Raw genomic sequence first — 16,868 nt, forward strand, 5'->3', positions numbered from 1 at the left:
CGGTGCGAATTCGTATGAGGTAGGGCGGGCGTTGATGCGGTCGGTCAGGCGGCGTCGCTGTACTGGCTCGGCCAGCGGCGCGGTTTCACGTCGGCGAGCGCCTTCGCGATCTCGGCGATGTGCTCGGGCGTCGTGCCGCAGCAGCCGCCGGCGAGGTTCACGAGCCCGGCCTGCGCGAATTCCTTCAGGAGGCCCGACGTGACGTCCGGCGTCTCGTCGAAGCCGGTGTCGCTCATCGGGTTCGGCAGGCCCGCGTTCGGGTAGCACGACACGTAGGTGTCGCACAGCTTCGCGAGCTCGGCGATGTACGGACGCATCAGCGCCGCGCCGAGCGCGCAGTTCAGGCCGAACGTGAGCGGCTTCGCGTGGCGCAGCGAATTCCAGAACGCCTCGACCGTCTGGCCCGACAGGATGCGGCCAGATGCGTCGGTCACGGTGCCCGAGATCATGATCGGCAGGCGCTCGCCGGTGTCCTCGAACAGTTCGTCGAGCGCGAAGAGGGCGGCCTTCGCGTTCAGCGTGTCGAAGATCGTCTCGACGAGGAACAGGTCGACGCCGCCGTCGAGCAGCGCCTTCGCCTGCTGGTAATACGCGTCGCGCAGCTCGTCGAACGTGACGTTGCGCGCGCCCGGGTCGTTGACGTCCGGCGAGATGCTCGCCGTCTTCGGCGTCGGCCCGATCGCGCCCGCGACGAAGCGCGGTTTGTCGGGCGTCGCGTAGCGGGCCGCCGATTCGCGCGCGAGCCGCGCCGATTCGACGTTCATCTCGACGACGAGGTCTTCCATCCCGTAGTCGGCCTGAGCGACCGTCGTCGCGCCGAAGGTGTTGGTTTCGACGATGTCCGCGCCGGCCGCGAAGTACTGGTCGTGGATCTCGCTGATGATCTGCGGCTGCGTGAGCGACAGCAGTTCGTTGTTGCCCTTGATGTCGCGCGGGAAATCCTTGAAGCGCTCGCCGCGATACGCGGCCTCGTCGAGCTTGTAGCGCTGGATCATCGTGCCCATCGCGCCGTCGAGGATCAGGATGCGCGATTTCAGCAGCGCGGGCAGTGCGGCGCCACGCGTGTAGGGCGCGTCGAGCGGGGTGGAAGCGGCGAGAGGAGTCGCAGACATGGGCGAGAGACCGGCGAAGACGGGAAAACCGTCATTGTAGCCGGTGCGCCGGGGCGCCGCCCGGCCTCGCGCGGCGCGCAGCCGGCCGGCGCGGCATGCGGGTGGCGCGCACGGTCGTGGTGCAGGCAACGGTGCGGGCCCGATGCCTGCGTGCGTGCGGTCTGCGCGCAATGAACGTGCGTACCCGTATGCGGGTCGCGCACCGGCCGCATCAAACGAAAACCCCCGCCCGGCGAACCGGACGGGGGCTTGGATCGGAGTGCTCGCGGCGCCGCTTCAGTGCGGCGAATGGCCCGGCGATGCGCCGGGCCGCGGGTCGTCAGTGCAGGACGACGGGCATCATCATCAGGCTGTCGAACTGTCCGAGGAATTCGTCCACTTCGTCGAGCGACGGTTCATCCTCGATCAGCTGCTTCACGTGTGCGCGGAATCGTTCGGCGAGCTCGCCGTCGATGAAGATCTCGCGCTGGGCGTTCTTGTCGACGATTTCGTATCCGCCGGCATTCATCAGATGGTGGCCGGCCTGCGGCGCAAATTCGACGACGCAGTAGTTGGGGCTGTTGTAGATCATTTGCATGGCGGCACTCCTCTTCGCAGTGGCATCTGGCCTTGTTGTCCCGTAGGTGGGGCGGGCTGTGCCGGTTTCAAGGGGCTTGCGCTGCACACCCCGTTCTCCCGTTTGCGTGGGGTGTATCGGTTAGAAACCAATGTCTATCAAACGTTTCTTATTGTGATCCGGTGGACTGAAATAGTTGTTAAAGAGTGTCATCGGCCATTTCGGCGAGTCCTTTAATCGGTCGAAATTGCCGATTGGTCGACCGTCACGGCGCGGACGGCGCCGAGGCCGGCAGTGCAGACGCTGGCGCGGGCGGTTGCACGGCGGGCGGCGGCGCGGGTTGTGCCGGCTCCGCGGCCGGTGTGCTGGCAGGCGCGTTGGTTGCGCCTTCCTTCGTTGCGCCTTGCGTCGCGCCGGCGGTCGGTGCATCCGGCGGGGCGAGCCGGCCGTGCCACAGCAGCTCGATCTGCGAACCGTTCGGTTCCGATTGTACGAGCCTCGCGGGCAGCCAGTCGAGCGACGGCGCGAGCCACATGTCGATGCGGCGCGTGTCGCCGTCGCGGCGTGGCAGCCGCATGAAATGGCGTGCCCGGATGATGCCGGCCTGCGTCTGCACGTCCTCGTCGCCGATCACCGTGATCGGCCAGGTCTCGCCGCTGTTGTTGTCGATCACGAAGAACTGTTGCGTGACGCCCGGCTTGTACATGGCCGGATTGCCGCGCACGAGCCCCGACAGCTGCATCAGCATGCTGAAGCGATCCTGCACGCCGTCGGGCAGCGGCGCGTTGTTCGGCGTGCGCGTGAAGACCACCTGGCGGATCTCGCGGTTGAAGATCGCGATGTCCTCGGGCCGCTTGCCGCGCTTCTCGACATAGCGGTCGGGCGCGACGCCGAATGCGTCGATGCGGCCTTCGCTGCGGTAGGAGAATGGGCCGACGAACGGCACCGGCATCGACACCGACAGATCGTAGGTGCGCCCGTCGGTGCGCCAGTGGATCGTGCCGATCATGTTCTGCATCCCGTTGTAGAACGTGTCGTACTGCAGGTCGCCGGGCGGCGGCGCCGCGAACTTCACGCCGCTCGTCGCGGAGCCCGGCGTCGCGGCACTGGCGCCACTGGCGGCATCGCCGGACGATGCCGCGTGCGCGCCGGATGCGCCTGTCGTGCCGCTCGCGGCGGAGGCGGCGGCCGGCGGCGGCTCGCCGTGCTCGGCCGTCTGCGTCGACGTGAGGACCGGCTCGGGCGACGGCGCGGGCTTCGGTGCAGGCTTCGGCGTGGCGGGAGCCGGTTTCGCCGGCGCCTGCTCGGCCGGATGTTCTATCGGATGTTCGGCCGGCTTGGGCGCAGGCTGGCGCTCGATCGGTTGCGGCTTCAGCAATTCGATCTGCACCGGTATCGCGGCGGGCGCGGGCGGCGTGAACGCGTCGCGGCTGCGCGTCAGCCACAAGGCCGCAAGCGCGTGCAGCACCAGCACGACCACGAGCGCGATGCCCACGCGCAGCCAGCGGCGGGGCGGGGCGTGACGAGGACGGGTGTCGGCAGGCGGCATCGGCGAAACGGTACAGGGTTGGGGCGGTCGCGGCGCGCAGCGCGCGTCACAGCCGTCGGACCGCCGGATGCGCCGCGCGTTCGCGGTACATCGCGCGGGTGTCGCACGTGTGTAGCGCGCCCGGCGTGTCCGGCGTGTCAGGCGTGTCAGGCGTGTCAGGCGTCGCGCGCGTCCGGACTATAGCCGAGTTCGTAGGACAGTTTCTGCGCGCAGGCACGCAGCGCGGTGTCGATTTCGCCGCCCCACGCGATGTCGAACATGCCTTCCTGGCCGAGCGCGACGATCGCGAGCGCGAGTTCGCCGACCGCGTCGAACACCGGCATGCAGAACGCATGGATCGTCGGCAGCAGCATCCCTTCGACGCGCGCGGCCTGATGCGCACGCACGTCGGCGAGCACCGCCTCGACCTCGTCGAGCGTGCGCGGGCCGCCGTGATGCGGCGAGCGGCGCGTGTCGGCGAGCTCGCGTTCGAGCATCGCCGCGGTCTTGCTGCGCGGCAGGTACGCGGCGAACAGCAGGCCCGTCGCGGAGCCGAGCAGCGGCATCACGTCGCCGAGCTTCAGCGACGCCTTCGCGGGATGGCTCGATTCCATCCAGTGCACGATCGTCGGCCCCTGGTTGCCCCACACCGCGATGCCGACCGTCTGGTCGACGCGGTCGCGCAGCTCCGTCAGCGCGATCCGCGCGAGCTTCACGCCGTCGACGCGCGCGAGCCGCGCGAGCCCCATTTGCAGCGCGAAGCCGCCGAGCTCGTAGCGGCCCGACACGGGATCCTGCGACACGACGCCGAGCCGCGAGAAGCTGACCAGGTAGCGGTGCGCCTTCGCCGGGCTCATGCCCGCGCGCTGCGCGAGGTCGCGCAGCATCATCGCGCGCGGCTCGCTCGTGAGCACATCGAGCAGGCGGAAGCCGACCTCGATCGACTGGATGCCGGAACGGAGCTTCTCGCCGCCTTCACCGTGTTCGCCGGCGCCGGTGTCGTCGGTGTCGGAATCGGCGGGATCGTCGTCGGGAAGCGGGCTGGCAGGCATGGGCAACGGGGGCGCGACAAGGCGGCAAGGGTCGGGACGAAAACGGCGCGCACGATCGTGGCGCGCCGCACGGATTCACCATCGTAAAATAGATTCCCTCCATCGTCACTAAAACGGCAGATACCCCATGAAACTTGCATCGCTGAAGGACGGCACGCGCGACGGCCAGCTGATCGTCGTGTCGCGCGACCTGCACACCGCGGCGATCGCCGATGCGATCGCACCGACGCTGCAGCGCGTCCTCGACGACTGGGCGTTCTACGCGCCGCAACTGCGCGACCTTTACGACGCGCTGAACCACGGCCGCGCACGCAACGCGTTCGCGTTCGATCCGGCGAACTGCATGGCGCCGCTGCCGCGCGCGTTCCAGTGGGCCGACGGCTCCGCGTACGTGAACCACGTCGAGCTCGTGCGTCGCGCGCGCGGCGCCGAGATGCCGCCGGAGTTCTGGACCGATCCGCTGATGTACCAGGGCGGCAGCGACGATTTCCTCGGCGCGCGCGACGACATCGTGTGTCCGTCCGAGGAATGGGGCATCGACTTCGAGGCCGAAGTCGCGGTGATCACCGGCGACGTGCCGATGAGCGCGTCGCCGGACGACGCGCTGAAGGCCGTGCGGCTCGTCACGCTCGTGAACGACGTGTCGCTGCGCAACCTGATTCCGGCCGAGCTCGCGAAGGGCTTCGGCTTCTTCCAGAGCAAGCCGGCCACCGCGTTCGCACCGGTCGCGGTGACGCTCGACGAGCTCGGCGACGAATGGCGCGAAGGCCGCGTGCACCGGCCGATGATCGTCCACTGGAACGGCAGGAAGGTTGGCCAGCCCGACGCGGGCACCGACATGGTGTTCCACTTCGGCCAGTTGATCGCGCACGCGGCGAAGACGCGTAACCTGCGTGCCGGCTCGATCGTCGGCTCGGGCACGGTGTCGAACAAGGACGCGAAGCGCGGCTACTGCTGCATCGCCGAGAAGCGCTGCCTCGAGACGATCGAGCACGGCGCGCCGCAGACCGAATTCATGCGCTACGGCGACACCGTGCGCATCGAGATGTTCGACGCGGCCGGCAAGTCGATCTTCGGCGCGATCGAGCAGGCGGTCGCGCCGCCCGACGGCGCGGCCTGACGCAGACGCGCCAGTCGACGCGAAACCCGGCCCCGGCCCGCGCGCCGGGTTTCGCCTGATGTTTGCCCGCGCGGGCTTGGCTACACTCGATTCAGGCGCTTCAGGCGTCTCGAGAACCCGGGAGCTGCGCATGGCCGATCTCGCCGCATACGGCGGTTACGAAGCACTGAAGGTGACACGCCGCGATCACGGCGTGCTCGACATCGTGATGAGCGGCGAGGGCGCGAACCGCAGCGGCCTCGCGACTGCGAACGAGCGCATGCATCGCGAGCTCGCCGACATCTGGCGCGACGTCGACCGCGATCCCGACACGCGCGTCGCGGTGATCCGCGGCGAGGGCAAGGGCTTTTCGGCGGGCGGCGATCTCGCGCTCGTCGAGGCGATGGCGAACGACTTCGACGTGCGCGCGCGCGTGTGGCGCGAGGCGCGCGACCTCGTCTACAACGTGATCAACTGCAGCAAGCCGATCGTGTCCGCGATGCACGGCCCGGCCGTCGGCGCGGGGCTCGTCGCCGGGCTGCTCGCCGACATCTCGATCGCCGCGAAGGACGCGCGCATCATCGACGGCCATACGCGGCTCGGCGTCGCGGCCGGCGATCACGCGGCGATCGTGTGGCCGCTGTTGTGCGGGATGGCGAAGGCGAAGTACTACCTGCTGCTGTGCGAACCGGTGAGCGGCGAGGAGGCCGAGCGGATCGGCCTCGTGTCGCTCGCGGTCGAGCCGGGCGACCTGCTGCCGAAGGCGTACGAGGTTGCCGAGCGGCTCGCGCACGGATCGCAGTCGGCGATCCGCTGGACCAAGTACGCGCTGAACAACTGGCTGCGCAGCGCCGGGCCGACGTTCGATACGTCGCTCGCGCTCGAATTCATGGGCTTCTCCGGGCCCGACGTGCAGGAAGGCATCCGCTCGCTGCGCGAGCGGCGCCCGCCCGACTTCCCCGGCGACGCACCGTTCTGACGCGCGTTATGATCGAACCAAAGGCGGCCGCTCGATCCGTGCCGGCCGCTTCGCTCCCCCAGTCAACCAGGACGCCCGTATGACGACCGATGCCCCCGGCTCCAATCCTTTCGCCGGCTTTGCCGGTTTCAAGCCTGCCGACATGCTCGACCGGATGTGGGACATGATGCGGATGACGCCGTTCGGCGGGATGGCGTCGTTTCCCGGCACCGCCTCGGGGCTGCCGCCTTCGCTGTCGAGCATGTCCGACATGATGGCGCCGCTCACGAGCGTCGAGGAACTCGACAAGCGGATCACCGATCTGCGTGCGGTCGAGCAATGGCTCAAGCTCAATCTCGGGATGCTGCAGTCCGCGATCCAGGCACTCGAGGTGCAGCGCGCGACGCTCGCGACGCTGCGCGCGTTCGGCGCGTTCGCGCAAAGCTCGATGTCGGCGGCCGAGGAGGCCGCGGTTGCGGCAGCGCAAGCGGCGTCCGCGCCGCGCGCCGACGCGCAGCAAGCGCCGGACGCCGCCGCCGCGGACGCGCCGCCGGCTGGCGACGCCGCGCAACAGGCGTTCGATCCGGCCGGCTGGTGGAATCTGCTGCAGGCGCAGTTCAACCAGCTCGCGAGCCTCGCGATGACGCAGCCGGGGGCGCAGCCCACGGCACCGGACGACGCAGCACCGCCCGAGCAGACCGCACCGGCCGCGCGGGCGGCACAGCCCGCGCCGGCCGCGGCCGCCGCGCCGCGCAAGCCGGCCGCGAAGCGCGCGAAGCCGGCCGATTCGGCCGCGGCGCGCGCGGCAGCCGCTTCGTCGCCCGAAACGCGTCCGCCGAAGCGCTCGACGTGACGCGAACCGGATAGCAGGTCGATCATGCGGCTCGCGCTCGTGCTGATGGGAGGCGGCGCACGCGCCGCCTATCAGGTCGGCGTGCTGAAGGCGCTGGCCGAAATCGCGCGCGAGGCCGATTCGAACCGGCATACGGTGCCGTTCACGGTGGTCTGCGGGTCATCGGCCGGCGCGATCAATGCGACGTCGATCGCAAGCCATGCTGACGACTTTTCGCACGGCGTGCGGCGCCTGCTCGAATTCTGGGAGCCGCTGCGCGCGGACTACGTGTATCGCACCGACTGGCTCGGCATCGCCGCGGCGGGCGCACGCTGGCTCGCGACGATGACCTTCGGCTGGGCGGCGCGCCGCTCGCCGCGCGGGCTGCTCGACAACGCGCCGCTCGCGCACCTGCTGCAGCGCGAGCTGAGCTTCCACCGGATCGAGCAGATGCTCGAGGCCCGCCTGCTGCATGCGCTGTCGGTGACGGCGCTCAGCTATTCGAGCGGCCGGCACCTGACCTTCTACCAGGCCGCCGAGCCGATCCAGGCATGGCGGCGCGCGCAGCGCACCGCACGGCTCGTCGATCTGTCGGCGTCGCACCTGCTCGCGTCGTCGGCCATTCCGTTCGTGTTCCCGGCCGTGCCGCTCGTGCTCGACGGCCAGATCGAATACTTCGGCGACGGGTCGATCCGCCAGGTCGCGCCGCTGTCGCCGGCGATCCACTTCGGCGCGGACCGGATCGTCGTCGTCGGCGCGGCCGATCCGCGGCCCGAAATTCCCGCCGCGAACGGCTCGGGGCTGGTGCGCGGTTACCCGACGCCCGCGCAGATCGGCCAGCAGGTGCTCGCGAGCGTGTTTCTCGACTCGATCGGCTCGGACATCGAGCGGATCGAGCACATCAACCGGATGATCGAGCATTTGCCGCACCAGGTCGAAGTCGACAGCGGCTGGCGGCACGTCGACGTGCTCGCGATCGCGCCGTCCGAGCGCATCGAGCTGATCGCCGCGAAACACCTGAAGCAGATGCCGGCGACGATGCGCGGGCTGCTCGGCGCGATCGGCGGCAGCCAGCCCGCCGGCGCGTCGTTCGCGAGCTACCTGTTGTTCGAGGAGGCGTTCACGCGCGAACTGATCGAACTCGGCTACCGCGACGGACGCGCGCAGCGCGACACGCTGGCGGACTGGATCGCCCGGGCCGACGGCGGCAGCGCGCCGGCGGCCGGCACGCCGCCCGAAGGCGGTCTCGCGACAGGCGAAATACGGGTCTGACCGACAGGCCCGGGCAGGCCCGAAAGCGACTCAGCTTACATTTCGGTTGCGTTTTCGCGACGGGGCCTGCGACCGATCGCCGCACCGCCGTTGGCGGCCCGCGACCGGTTCCGCGTCTCGGAACCGTCATGTGTGCGTGCTATCATGGCCGCCGCCGTATACACCATATCGAGCAGCCCGCCGGTCCGGCGGTCGCACGGGAACCCGTCCGGGGACCGCGTGGCGCCGGGCGGGCTCGCCACCGAGCCGGCCTGCGCCGGCCCCCACATCAGGCACGCGCGGTCGGTTCCGTTCGAGCGGAGCGGGGTCGCGGCGTGCTTCAAGGCGGCTACGCGGCCGCCCGGCTGCCGAACGCGGAATCTGCGTCCGGGGGCTGGATTCACGCGTAAAATTAGAGTCTTGGCTGCAAAAAGCGCGTTCGCGCGCCCGCGCGGCAACAGTCACGTTTAGAGAAGTCGCATTGCGCAGAACAGGGGTGGGACCATCATGAACACCATGCTTTATCCGGAACTTTACAGGTCGCTCGAAGCTGTCCGCTGGGACATGGAGAAGGACATTCCGTGGGACAAGTTCGACGCTTCGCTGCTCACCGACGAGCAGGCGAAGACGATCAAGATGAACGCGATCACCGAATGGTCGGCGCTGCCCGCGACGGAAATGTTCCTGCGCGACAACCAGCACGACAGCGACTTCTCAGCGTTCATGAGCGTGTGGTTCTTCGAGGAGCAGAAGCATTCGCTCGTGCTGATGGAATACCTGCGCCGCTTCCGGCCGGAAATGGTGCCGACCGAAGAGGAACTGCACGCGGTGCGCTTCGAGTTCGACCCGGCGCCGCCGCTCGAGACGCTGATGCTGCACTTCTGCGGCGAGATCCGCCTGAACCACTGGTATCGCTGCGCGGCCGACTGGCACACCGAGCCGGTCATCAAGCACATCTACGAAACGATCTCGCGCGATGAAGCGCGCCACGGCGGCGCTTACCTGCGCTACATGAAGAAGGCGCTGAACAACTGCGGCGACGTCGCGCGCGCGGCGTTCGCGAAGATCGGCGTGCTGATGGCATCGGCGCGCCGCACCGAGAAGCCGCTGCATCCGACCAACCTGCACGTGAACCAGGCGCTGTTCCCGCGCGACACCGTGCAGTCGCGCCTGCCCGATCCGGAATGGCTCGAGCGCTGGCTCGACGAGCAGATCCGGTTCGACGGCGAGTGGGAAAAGAAGGTCGTCGAGCGGATCCTGCACAACCTGTCGATCCTGTTCGAGCGCACCTTCGCGACCGCGCAGGAACTGAACCGCTATCGCAAGGAAGTCACCGGCCGCCTGCAGTCCGAAAGCGGCCCGTCGTCGGCCGCGCAACCGGCCTGAGGCCGCGCGGCGTCGCAGCCGGCGTGAAGCGCCGCCGGCCGCGCTCGCCGCCCCGTATTCCCGCATGAAGCCCGCCCGGCGATCCGGCGGGCTTTTTATCTGGCGCCGCCGTGTTCCGTCGCGACGTGCACCGCGCGCCGCTCACGCCATCCGAAATCCATCATGCCCGCTACCTTCGAACGCAAGCTGATCACCCGTGACGCCCTGGTTGCGCTGCGCGCTTCGCTGCCTTCGCCCGTCGTGTTCACGAACGGCGTGTTCGACATCCTGCACCGTGGCCACGTCACCTATCTCGCCGATGCGAAGGCGCTCGGCGCATGCCTGATCGTCGGCGTGAACAGCGATGCGTCGGTGCGCATGCTCGGCAAGGGCGACGACCGGCCGATTAACCGCGAGGACGACCGCATGGCGCTGCTCGCGGCGCTGGAAAGCGTCGACTGGGTCGTGAAGTTCGAGGAGAAGACGCCGGTGTCGCTGATCGAGGCCGTCCGTCCGGACATTCTCGTGAAGGGCGGCGACTACGACATGGACGCGCTGCCGGAATCGGCGATCGTGCGCGGCTGGGGCGGGCGGGCGCTCGCGATTCCGTTCGAGCACGACCGCTCGACCACCGCGCTGCTGAAGAAGGTGCGCGCGCAGCAGTCCTGATGCGGGTGCCGCGCCGTCAGGGCGCGGATGCCGCGAACGGCTCGGCCGGGACGGCCGGCGCGCCGATCGGGCCGCCGATCACCGGCTGATCGGCCGCCTGCGCGAGCGGCATCGCATGCAGCGCCTCGGGCCGCACCTGCCGGGACAGCACGCCCGGTTCGCGCGGACCGGCCGCCGGCAGCGGCCCGAACACGCCGCGCACGGCGACGAACGCGAGCAGGTTCGCGAGAAAGAGAACAGCGATCAGCCAGCGCAGCATCGTCGACACTCCTCGTCGTTGTTCAGTCGTTCAGTCGTTCAGTCGGGACGGTCGCACGGCGGGCGTCGTCGTCGCCGGCGATCGTTCGCGTCGACCGGGGCCGCATGCGGCCGGGCTCTCCGCAGGGGCGCCAGGCACCGGCGCCCGTTTTTCCATCGTCACCGCGACGAAGCCCGCAGCCGGGCATCCGTCGATGCGGCCGGCGCGATGCCGGCCGGTTTTACGTCAATCCTGCGCCGCCGCTTCCACGGCGATCAGCGCAAGCCCGGACAGGATCAGCGCATCGTGCCGCGTATGCGGCAGCGTCAGCGCACGCGCGACGTCGTCGGCCGCACCGCCTGCCAGCACGAGCCGCACGGGGGCCTGCCACGCATCGGCGAGATCGCGCCACGCGCGTTCGATCAGCCCCGCCTGCGCGTACAGGCAGCCGGCCGACAGCGAGCGCGGCGTATCGACCTGGAACGGCTCGGCCTGCGCACCCGCGAGCAGCCCGCTCGCGATGTCGGTGGTCAGCGTCGGCAATTGCGCGGTGTGCGTGCCGAGCGCGCGCATCATCAACGCCCAGCCCGGCGCGATCAGCCCGCCGGTGAAACGACCGTCCGCCCGCAGCGCTTCGAGCGTCGTCGCCGTGCCGAACGTCGCGATCAGCAGATGCTCGCCCGGAAACGCCGCATGCGCGCCGATCAAACCGGCCCAGCGATCGCTGCCGAGCTGTTCGGGCGTCGTATAGCCGTTCGTCACGCCGCATTGCGCGGGCCGCGAGCGGATCGTCGTGCGCGGCAGGCCGGGCCAACGGGCGTCGAGCAGCGCGTCGAGCCGGGCGGCCACGTCGGCACCCGCGACGTTCGAGATCCATGCGCCGCGCGGACGCGGCACGGCCGACCAGTCGGGATCGGCGCCGCCGTCGCGCGTATGGCCGAACGCGCCGGTGTCGACGAGCGTGCGCTGCGCGTCGGCGAGCGCCCACTTGATCCGGCTGTTGCCGGCGTCGATCAGCAGATGCGGTTCGTTCATTGCGCTTCGCGCAGCGATACGTCGCCGGCCGCGATCGCCCGCACGCCATCGGGCGTGTCGAGCAGCAACTGGCCGGTCGCGTCGATGCCGGTCGCGATGCCGCGCGCGCGTTCGACACCCTGTTCGAGCAGCACGACTTCGCGCCCCGCGTACGCGTGCAGCGCGTGCCAGCGCGGCAGGAACGGCGCGAGCCCGTCGGTGCCGAACTGCGCGAGGGCGGGGGTGAGCGCGTTCAGCGCCGCGGCGAGCGTATCGGTGAGGTTGGCCGATGCGCACGCGGCCGACAGCGCGGCCGGCGGCAGCCCGCTCGCGAGCGTCGCTTCGCGCGCGCGCAGCGCGTCGACCTGCGCGGCGACGGCTTCCGCGCCGCGCACGTTGATGCCGAAGCCGATCACGACGGCGGTCGCGTCGGCGGTGGTCCAGACGGTTTCGATCAGGATCCCGGCGAGCTTGCCGACGATGCGCGGCGTGCCGTCGTCGATGACCGTCAGCAGCAGGTCGTTCGGCCATTTCAGCGCGACGCGCGTGCGGGCGTCGAGCGGCAGCGCGGCGAGCCCTTCCGCGAGCGCGACGCCGATCGCGATGCTGAGGCCGCCGAGCGCGTCCACGGGGCGCGGCACGATGCAGCCGACCGAGCACAGCAGCGCGTTGCCGGGCTGCGCGAACCACGGGCGGCCTTGCCGGCCGCGGCCGGCCGTCTGCTCGAACGCGACGCGCACGAGCGGCGCGGGCAGCGCGTTTGCGGCGCGCGGCAGCGCCTTGAGGCGCGTCGCGACGTCGGCGTTGGTCGAGCCGGTGGCGGCAACGATGTCGAGCGGCCACGCGCGCGGCGCGGCATCCAGGTGCGCCTCGAGCCGGTTGCGCGCGATGTGCGCGTCGCCGGAATCGGGCGTGTCGGAGGAGGTGGGGGCGTTCATGGTGGCTATTGTAGCGACAGGGGCGCAAGGGGCGCGTGGAAGCACCGGCAGCAATATCCACGATGATGGCCGCGCATCCGGCTCGGCTACCTGTTTTTCAGGCTCGGCTTGCACGGGCGCGCGCGAATGCTCGCAGTCTGTGTCCTGCTTGACCGCGGGCCTGTTGCCGCTTGCGCCTGCCGAACCCGGCACAGTCGCGTACCGCCGCCGGCCGGCATCTTGAATTTGGAGACCGGCACGACTACGTTCGAAGTATCCGCTCTGGCGGCGCGTTCGACGGTGTTGCCGGCAGTAACGCAGACGAATCGGCGCGCGCCGGCGCGTCCTCGTCGTTGCCGCATCGACGGAAATGGCGATGAACCCGCTTCATTCGGGTTCGAGCCCGTCCAGCCTGTTCGCGCGCCTTCACCGCAAGACGCGCCGGATCGCCGATGCCGCCGGGCTCCCGACGACGTGTGCCTGTCGCCGGCTGATGGACTCGCTCGAGTCGGCATGGTCGGCGGTGCGAGCGGGTACGTCGCGTACGCACCGGCGCTGATGCGGCGGCCGACCGTTTTCAAGGAGATGGCCATGCAACTCCACATGCATTCGCACCATTACGTGCGCCGCATTCCGGTGTGGCGAGCCGCCGTGATCGGCGGGTGCGTGGCCGGTGCGGTTTTCCTCGTCGTCCAGGTCGTCGCGGCGGCAATCATCGGACACGACGCGTGGGCGCCGCTGCGCATGATCGCGGCCATCTACTTCGGCGATGACGCGCTCGCGCCGTCGGCCACGGTCGAAGTGGGGACGCTGCTGGCCGCGCTGGGCGTGCACTTCGCGTTGTCGATCGTATTTGCGCTGGTCCTGGCCGTGATCATTGCGTGTTTCAGCCTGGATTCGAGCATCGGGATGGCCAGCGTGGCGGGGGCCGTGTTCGGCGTGCTGCTGTACGTCGTCAACTACTACGGCATGACGCAGTTGTTCCCGTGGTTCGCCGACGCGCGAGGCTGGGTGAGCGCGCTCGATCACATCGTCTTCGGACTGATCGTGTCCGACTCGTACATGCGTCTGGAACGACCCGCGCGCAGCGGCGCCGCCTGACGCCGGATGCCGCGACGGCACCCGGCCAGGCGGCTCGCGCGCATCACGGCGCGATGACCGGGTGCTTCAGCGCATGCGCGGTTTCGATCCACTGCGCGTGGAATTCGTCCGCGTCGGGCTTGAGCCCCAGCTCGCCGTTGCGATACGCCATCGCGAGCGTCTGCACGGCTTCCGGCAACTCGTGTTCCGCCGCCCGGCGATACAGCGCGAGCGCGCGCGCTTCGTCGCGCGGCACGCCGCTGCCTTCGCGGTACGCGTTCGCGAGCATGAAGTCCGCGGCCGGGAGGTCCGCGCGCGACGCGAGCTCGAACCAGTGCGCGGCCTGCACGGCGTCCGCGGCGGTGCCGTAGCCGCTGCGATAGATCAGCCCGAGGTAATACGCGGCGGCCGGATCGCCCTGTCCGGCCGCTTCGCCGAGCAGCGCGCGGGCGCGTGCGTAATCCTTCGGGATGTCGCCGCTGCCGAGCAGCAGAGCCTTGCCGAGCGCCAGCTGCGCACGCCGCGCGGCCGGCGTGTCGGCACGGCCGTCCGCCTGCGCGGCGGTTTCCAGCCAGCCGCGCCCCTCGTCGCGCAGCCCCGGCTCGCGCGCATCGACGAGCGCGATGCCGAGCGCCGCCTGCGCGTCGCCCGAACCGCGGCGCGCGAGGGCGCGCAACTGCGCGAGCGCATGCGGCTCGACGGCCTGCGCGACCATCGCCTGCCATTCGTCGAGCTGCGCGGCGCTCGGCGAGGGGCCGGCGGCGCGCCAGCCGGTCGCGGCGACCACGGCCGCGACGGTCACGGCCGCCGCCGCGAGCAACGCGGCCGGCGGGAGTTTCGCGCGCAGCACGCGCCGCGCGGCGGCGGTGAAGCCGGCCTCGGCCGGCCGCATCGTCCGGATCGGTTGCATCGCGGGTCTCATGGTCATTGCGTGAGGTCGATCTCGTAGACGGCGAGGTTCTTGCCCGAGCCGTCGTCGGCCGCGACCTGCGTGAGGCCGCTCAGGCCGGCAGCCGCCGCGTCGCCGAGCCGGTTCGGCGCGGACGTGAACCGCACGTGCGCGACCGAGCTCGCGAGCTTCGTGAAGCGCCAGCTGCGCTGCGCGCCGTCGGCCGCGCGCGTGATCGCGCCGCGTTTCTTGATGAATGCGATCAGCACGTCGCGGTTCGCGTCGGGCGACGCGAAGATCGTCTTGCTGCCGTCGAGGCCCGGGAAGTTGCCGCCGCCGCTCGCGCGGTAGTTGTTGGTCGCGACGATGAACTGCGCGTTCGGGTCGATCGGCGCGCCCTTGTACGTCAGGTTCCTGATGCGGCTGCCGACCGGCTGCGTGACGTCGATCTCGTACGCGAGATCGGCGGACGTGAACATGTCGAAGTTGTAGCCGGGGAAGCTGCTGACGAGCGGCTGCACGGTCGCCTGGGTCGGGTCGATCGTGTTGAAGCGTTTCGCGGCCGTCTCGAGCCAGTTCTTCACGTCGCTGCCGCTCACCTTCACCGCGTACACGGTGTTCGGATACAGGTACAGGTCGGCCGCGTTGTTGATCGCGAGCGCGCCGGGCGCGACGTCGGTGTAGTCGCTGCCGCCGCCGAAGCCGCTCTTGAACGGCGCGCTGACCGACAGCACCGGCAGCGACGCGTATTGCGGCAGGTTCGCCTGCACGTAGGTCTTCACGTAGTCGGCCTGTGCCTCGTTGACGATCTGGATCGCGCCCGGATCGCCGACGTCGGCGAAGTACGAGTTCATCCGGTAGTCGGTCGAGCCGATCGGCGTCTTCACGTAGTCGATCGTCGCCTGGTGCTCGGCGGCGATCGCGGCGGACACCGACGGATCGGCGGCGACGTAGCTCTTGTCCGCGTTCTGGATCGGCCGCGCCTCGACGGTCGTCTGCGACTTGTCGACGGTCCACGTCTTGCCGTCGAACTCAAGACCGAGCTTGATCACGCCGAGATGCTTGCCCCAGTAGTTGGCCATCACGGTCGGCACGCCGTTGACGGTGCCCTTCGCCTTGTCGACGCCCGGCAGGTTGAACTGCGCGACGGTGCTGTTCGCGTCCGGGAACACCTGGTGCGAGTGGCCGATCAGCATCGCGTCGATGCCGGGCACCTTCGACAGCCACCAGCTGCCGTTCTCCATCGTCGGCGAGTACGCGGTGTTGTCGAGGCCGCCGTGCGAGATCGCGACGACGAGGTCGGCGCCCTTCGCGCGCATCTCCGGAACGTACTTCTCGGCCGCTTCCTTCAGGCCGGTCGTGTAGACCTTGCCGTCGAGCCAGCGCTTGTCCCAGCTCATGATCGCGGGCGGCGTGAAGCCGATGATGCCGATCTTCACCGGCGCGCTGACGGTCTTGCCGTCGGGCGTGACGGCCGTCACCGTGCGGGTGAGGATCGTGTACGGCGTGAACAGCGGCGCGTTGGTCCTCGCGCTGATCACGTTCGCGAGCACCTGCGGGAAGTTCGGGCCCGCGCACTTCTTCTGCTGTGCGGGGGCCGGCAGCCCGTCGACGTCGAACGTGTTGCCGGTCACCTGCGACAGGTACGGCAGCCCGTAGTTGAACTCATGGTTGCCGATCCCGCCGCCGTCGAACTTCGCGGCGTTCATCACCTTGTAGATCGCGAGCGTCTGGTCGCAGCCGATCGGGTTCACGAGCGCCTGGTAGTCCGACAGCGCGGTGCCCTGGATCGTGTCGCCGTTGTCGAGCAGCAGCGTGTTCGGGTACTGCGCGCGCGCCTGCGCGATCAGCGTCGACACGCGCTCGAAACCGAGCGACTTGTCGGCGGCGAGCTTGAAATAGTCGTACGACAGCACGTTGGTGTGCAGGTCGGTCGTTTCGAGCAGCGCGAGCGTGGCGGTCGTGCCGGCGGGCGCCTGGGCCTGCGTCTGCGATGACGGCGGAGCGGTGACGTCGTCGCCGCCGCAACCGGCGAGGGCGAAGGCGAGGCTGGCGAGCGCGGCGGCGGCGGTCGCGCGGCGGCGGGAAAGCGGGGGGAGACGCATCGATTGTCCTGTTCGGTGTTCTGTTCTATGAATCGCGAGGCGCGCCGCGAGATGGCGGCGCGGGCGCCGACGGCCTGATGTGCGGCGCGTGAGAGTATCGAAAGGAAACGTGACGGAAGAATGAAAGGTCGCGCCCGGCATGCCGGTCCGGCGGCGAACGGTGCGCCGTGGCGGGCCGGGCACCCGCAACCGGATGCCCGCGG

16 protein-coding genes are annotated in these 16,868 nt (G+C 69.9%); 7 read left to right on the top strand and 9 right to left on the bottom strand.

Annotated elements, in window-relative coordinates:
- Positions 1-44: 44 nt before the first annotated feature.
- The 4 genes from DIE02_RS21440 to DIE02_RS21460 all read right to left on the bottom strand — a co-directional run bounded on the left by DIE02_RS21440 (position 45) and on the right by DIE02_RS21460 (position 4,248).
- Positions 45-1,112 carry a homocysteine S-methyltransferase family protein gene (locus tag DIE02_RS21440; protein ID WP_124486572.1) on the bottom strand — a complete coding sequence of 356 codons (1,068 nt, stop codon included), beginning with the start codon at positions 1,110-1,112 and terminating at the stop codon, positions 45-47.
- Between the two features lie 319 nt (positions 1,113-1,431).
- Positions 1,432-1,689 carry a DUF3567 domain-containing protein gene (locus tag DIE02_RS21445; RefSeq protein ID WP_006477667.1) on the bottom strand — a complete coding sequence of 86 codons (258 nt, stop codon included), beginning with the start codon at positions 1,687-1,689 and terminating at the stop codon, positions 1,432-1,434.
- Positions 1,690-1,933: 244 nt separating this feature from the next.
- A complete protein-coding gene (locus DIE02_RS21455) occupies positions 1,934-3,217 on the bottom strand; it encodes a DUF3108 domain-containing protein (RefSeq protein ID WP_124486570.1) in 1,284 nt (427 codons plus the stop codon).
- A 155-nt stretch (positions 3,218-3,372) separates the two neighbouring features.
- Positions 3,373-4,248, bottom strand: coding sequence for an IclR family transcriptional regulator (locus tag DIE02_RS21460; RefSeq protein ID WP_044846196.1), 876 nt, complete (start codon positions 4,246-4,248; stop codon positions 3,373-3,375).
- A 127-nt stretch (positions 4,249-4,375) separates the two neighbouring features.
- Here DIE02_RS21460 and DIE02_RS21465 point away from each other — a divergent pair, with 127 nt between their 5' ends.
- The 6 genes from DIE02_RS21465 to rfaE2 all read left to right on the top strand — a co-directional run bounded on the left by DIE02_RS21465 (position 4,376) and on the right by rfaE2 (position 10,422).
- Positions 4,376-5,368 carry a fumarylacetoacetate hydrolase family protein gene (locus DIE02_RS21465; protein WP_059465886.1) on the top strand — a complete coding sequence of 331 codons (993 nt, stop codon included), beginning with the start codon at positions 4,376-4,378 and terminating at the stop codon, positions 5,366-5,368.
- A gap of 130 nt (positions 5,369-5,498) precedes the next feature.
- Complete coding sequence (locus DIE02_RS21470; RefSeq protein ID WP_124486569.1) at positions 5,499-6,326, top strand: enoyl-CoA hydratase/isomerase family protein; 828 nt, start codon at positions 5,499-5,501, stop codon at positions 6,324-6,326.
- A 79-nt stretch (positions 6,327-6,405) separates the two neighbouring features.
- Positions 6,406-7,158: a PhaM family polyhydroxyalkanoate granule multifunctional regulatory protein gene (locus DIE02_RS21475; RefSeq protein WP_124486568.1), complete on the top strand. Its 753-nt coding sequence runs from the start codon at positions 6,406-6,408 to the stop codon at positions 7,156-7,158.
- A gap of 24 nt (positions 7,159-7,182) precedes the next feature.
- The gene (locus DIE02_RS21480; protein ID WP_124486567.1) at positions 7,183-8,409 is read left to right on the top strand and encodes a patatin-like phospholipase family protein; all 1,227 of its coding nucleotides are present in this window, start codon (positions 7,183-7,185) and stop codon (positions 8,407-8,409) included.
- Between the two features lie 486 nt (positions 8,410-8,895).
- Positions 8,896-9,774, top strand: coding sequence for a ferritin (locus DIE02_RS21490; RefSeq protein WP_059451551.1), 879 nt, complete (start codon positions 8,896-8,898; stop codon positions 9,772-9,774).
- A 162-nt stretch (positions 9,775-9,936) separates the two neighbouring features.
- Entirely contained in the window at positions 9,937-10,422 is a 486-nt protein-coding gene (gene rfaE2, locus DIE02_RS21495; RefSeq protein WP_124486565.1) for a D-glycero-beta-D-manno-heptose 1-phosphate adenylyltransferase, read from the top strand.
- 16 nt (positions 10,423-10,438) lie between these two features.
- Here the strand turns inward: rfaE2 and DIE02_RS21500 are convergent, their stop codons facing one another.
- The 3 genes from DIE02_RS21500 to DIE02_RS21510 form a co-directional block, all read right to left on the bottom strand.
- Positions 10,439-10,681 carry a hypothetical protein gene (locus DIE02_RS21500; protein WP_044846779.1) on the bottom strand — a complete coding sequence of 81 codons (243 nt, stop codon included), beginning with the start codon at positions 10,679-10,681 and terminating at the stop codon, positions 10,439-10,441.
- Positions 10,682-10,906: 225 nt separating this feature from the next.
- Positions 10,907-11,695, bottom strand: a complete 789-nt coding sequence (locus DIE02_RS21505) for a type III pantothenate kinase (protein ID WP_124486564.1) — start codon at positions 11,693-11,695, stop codon at positions 10,907-10,909.
- The gene (locus tag DIE02_RS21510; protein WP_124486563.1) at positions 11,692-12,612 is read right to left on the bottom strand and encodes a biotin--[acetyl-CoA-carboxylase] ligase; all 921 of its coding nucleotides are present in this window, start codon (positions 12,610-12,612) and stop codon (positions 11,692-11,694) included. Before DIE02_RS21510 ends, DIE02_RS21505 begins: the two co-directional genes overlap by 4 nt.
- 225 nt (positions 12,613-12,837) lie before the next feature.
- Between DIE02_RS21510 and DIE02_RS36350 the strand changes: the two genes are divergently transcribed.
- Positions 12,838-13,692 (top strand): hypothetical protein, encoded by an 855-nt coding sequence (locus DIE02_RS36350; RefSeq protein ID WP_311766854.1) that lies wholly within the window; start codon positions 12,838-12,840, stop codon positions 13,690-13,692.
- A gap of 43 nt (positions 13,693-13,735) precedes the next feature.
- Here the strand turns inward: DIE02_RS36350 and DIE02_RS21520 are convergent, their stop codons facing one another.
- Both DIE02_RS21520 and DIE02_RS21525 read right to left on the bottom strand, forming a co-directional pair.
- Positions 13,736-14,581: a tetratricopeptide repeat protein gene (locus DIE02_RS21520; protein ID WP_124486562.1), complete on the bottom strand. Its 846-nt coding sequence runs from the start codon at positions 14,579-14,581 to the stop codon at positions 13,736-13,738.
- Between the two features lie 14 nt (positions 14,582-14,595).
- Positions 14,596-16,665 carry a bifunctional 2',3'-cyclic-nucleotide 2'-phosphodiesterase/3'-nucleotidase gene (locus tag DIE02_RS21525; RefSeq protein WP_124486561.1) on the bottom strand — a complete coding sequence of 690 codons (2,070 nt, stop codon included), beginning with the start codon at positions 16,663-16,665 and terminating at the stop codon, positions 14,596-14,598.
- Between the last annotated feature and the right edge of the window lie 203 nt (positions 16,666-16,868).

This window comes from Burkholderia sp. Bp8991 (genome assembly GCF_003853795.1).
GTDB lineage: Bacteria > Pseudomonadota > Gammaproteobacteria > Burkholderiales > Burkholderiaceae > Burkholderia.

Excerpts from the sequence above, each read along its gene's own strand:
- DIE02_RS21490 (WP_059451551.1), top strand. The coding sequence starts at position 8,896 with ATGAACACCATGCTTTATCCGGAACTTTACAGGTCGCTCGAAGCTGTC.
- DIE02_RS21455 (WP_124486570.1), bottom strand. The coding sequence starts at position 3,217 with ATGCCGCCTGCCGACACCCGTCCTCGTCACGCCCCGCCCCGCCGCTGG.
- DIE02_RS21460 (WP_044846196.1), bottom strand. The coding sequence starts at position 4,248 with ATGCCTGCCAGCCCGCTTCCCGACGACGATCCCGCCGATTCCGACACC.
- DIE02_RS21520 (WP_124486562.1), bottom strand. The coding sequence starts at position 14,581 with ATGCAACCGATCCGGACGATGCGGCCGGCCGAGGCCGGCTTCACCGCC.
- DIE02_RS21470 (WP_124486569.1), top strand. The coding sequence starts at position 5,499 with ATGGCCGATCTCGCCGCATACGGCGGTTACGAAGCACTGAAGGTGACA.
- rfaE2 (WP_124486565.1), top strand. The coding sequence starts at position 9,937 with ATGCCCGCTACCTTCGAACGCAAGCTGATCACCCGTGACGCCCTGGTT.
- DIE02_RS21440 (WP_124486572.1), bottom strand. The coding sequence starts at position 1,112 with ATGTCTGCGACTCCTCTCGCCGCTTCCACCCCGCTCGACGCGCCCTAC.
- DIE02_RS21510 (WP_124486563.1), bottom strand. The coding sequence starts at position 12,612 with ATGAACGCCCCCACCTCCTCCGACACGCCCGATTCCGGCGACGCGCAC.
- DIE02_RS21475 (WP_124486568.1), top strand. The coding sequence starts at position 6,406 with ATGACGACCGATGCCCCCGGCTCCAATCCTTTCGCCGGCTTTGCCGGT.
- DIE02_RS21480 (WP_124486567.1), top strand. The coding sequence starts at position 7,183 with ATGCGGCTCGCGCTCGTGCTGATGGGAGGCGGCGCACGCGCCGCCTAT.
- DIE02_RS21445 (WP_006477667.1), bottom strand. The coding sequence starts at position 1,689 with ATGCAAATGATCTACAACAGCCCCAACTACTGCGTCGTCGAATTTGCG.
- DIE02_RS21505 (WP_124486564.1), bottom strand. The coding sequence starts at position 11,695 with ATGAACGAACCGCATCTGCTGATCGACGCCGGCAACAGCCGGATCAAG.
- DIE02_RS21465 (WP_059465886.1), top strand. The coding sequence starts at position 4,376 with ATGAAACTTGCATCGCTGAAGGACGGCACGCGCGACGGCCAGCTGATC.
- DIE02_RS21525 (WP_124486561.1), bottom strand. The coding sequence starts at position 16,665 with ATGCGTCTCCCCCCGCTTTCCCGCCGCCGCGCGACCGCCGCCGCCGCG.
- DIE02_RS21500 (WP_044846779.1), bottom strand. The coding sequence starts at position 10,681 with ATGCTGCGCTGGCTGATCGCTGTTCTCTTTCTCGCGAACCTGCTCGCG.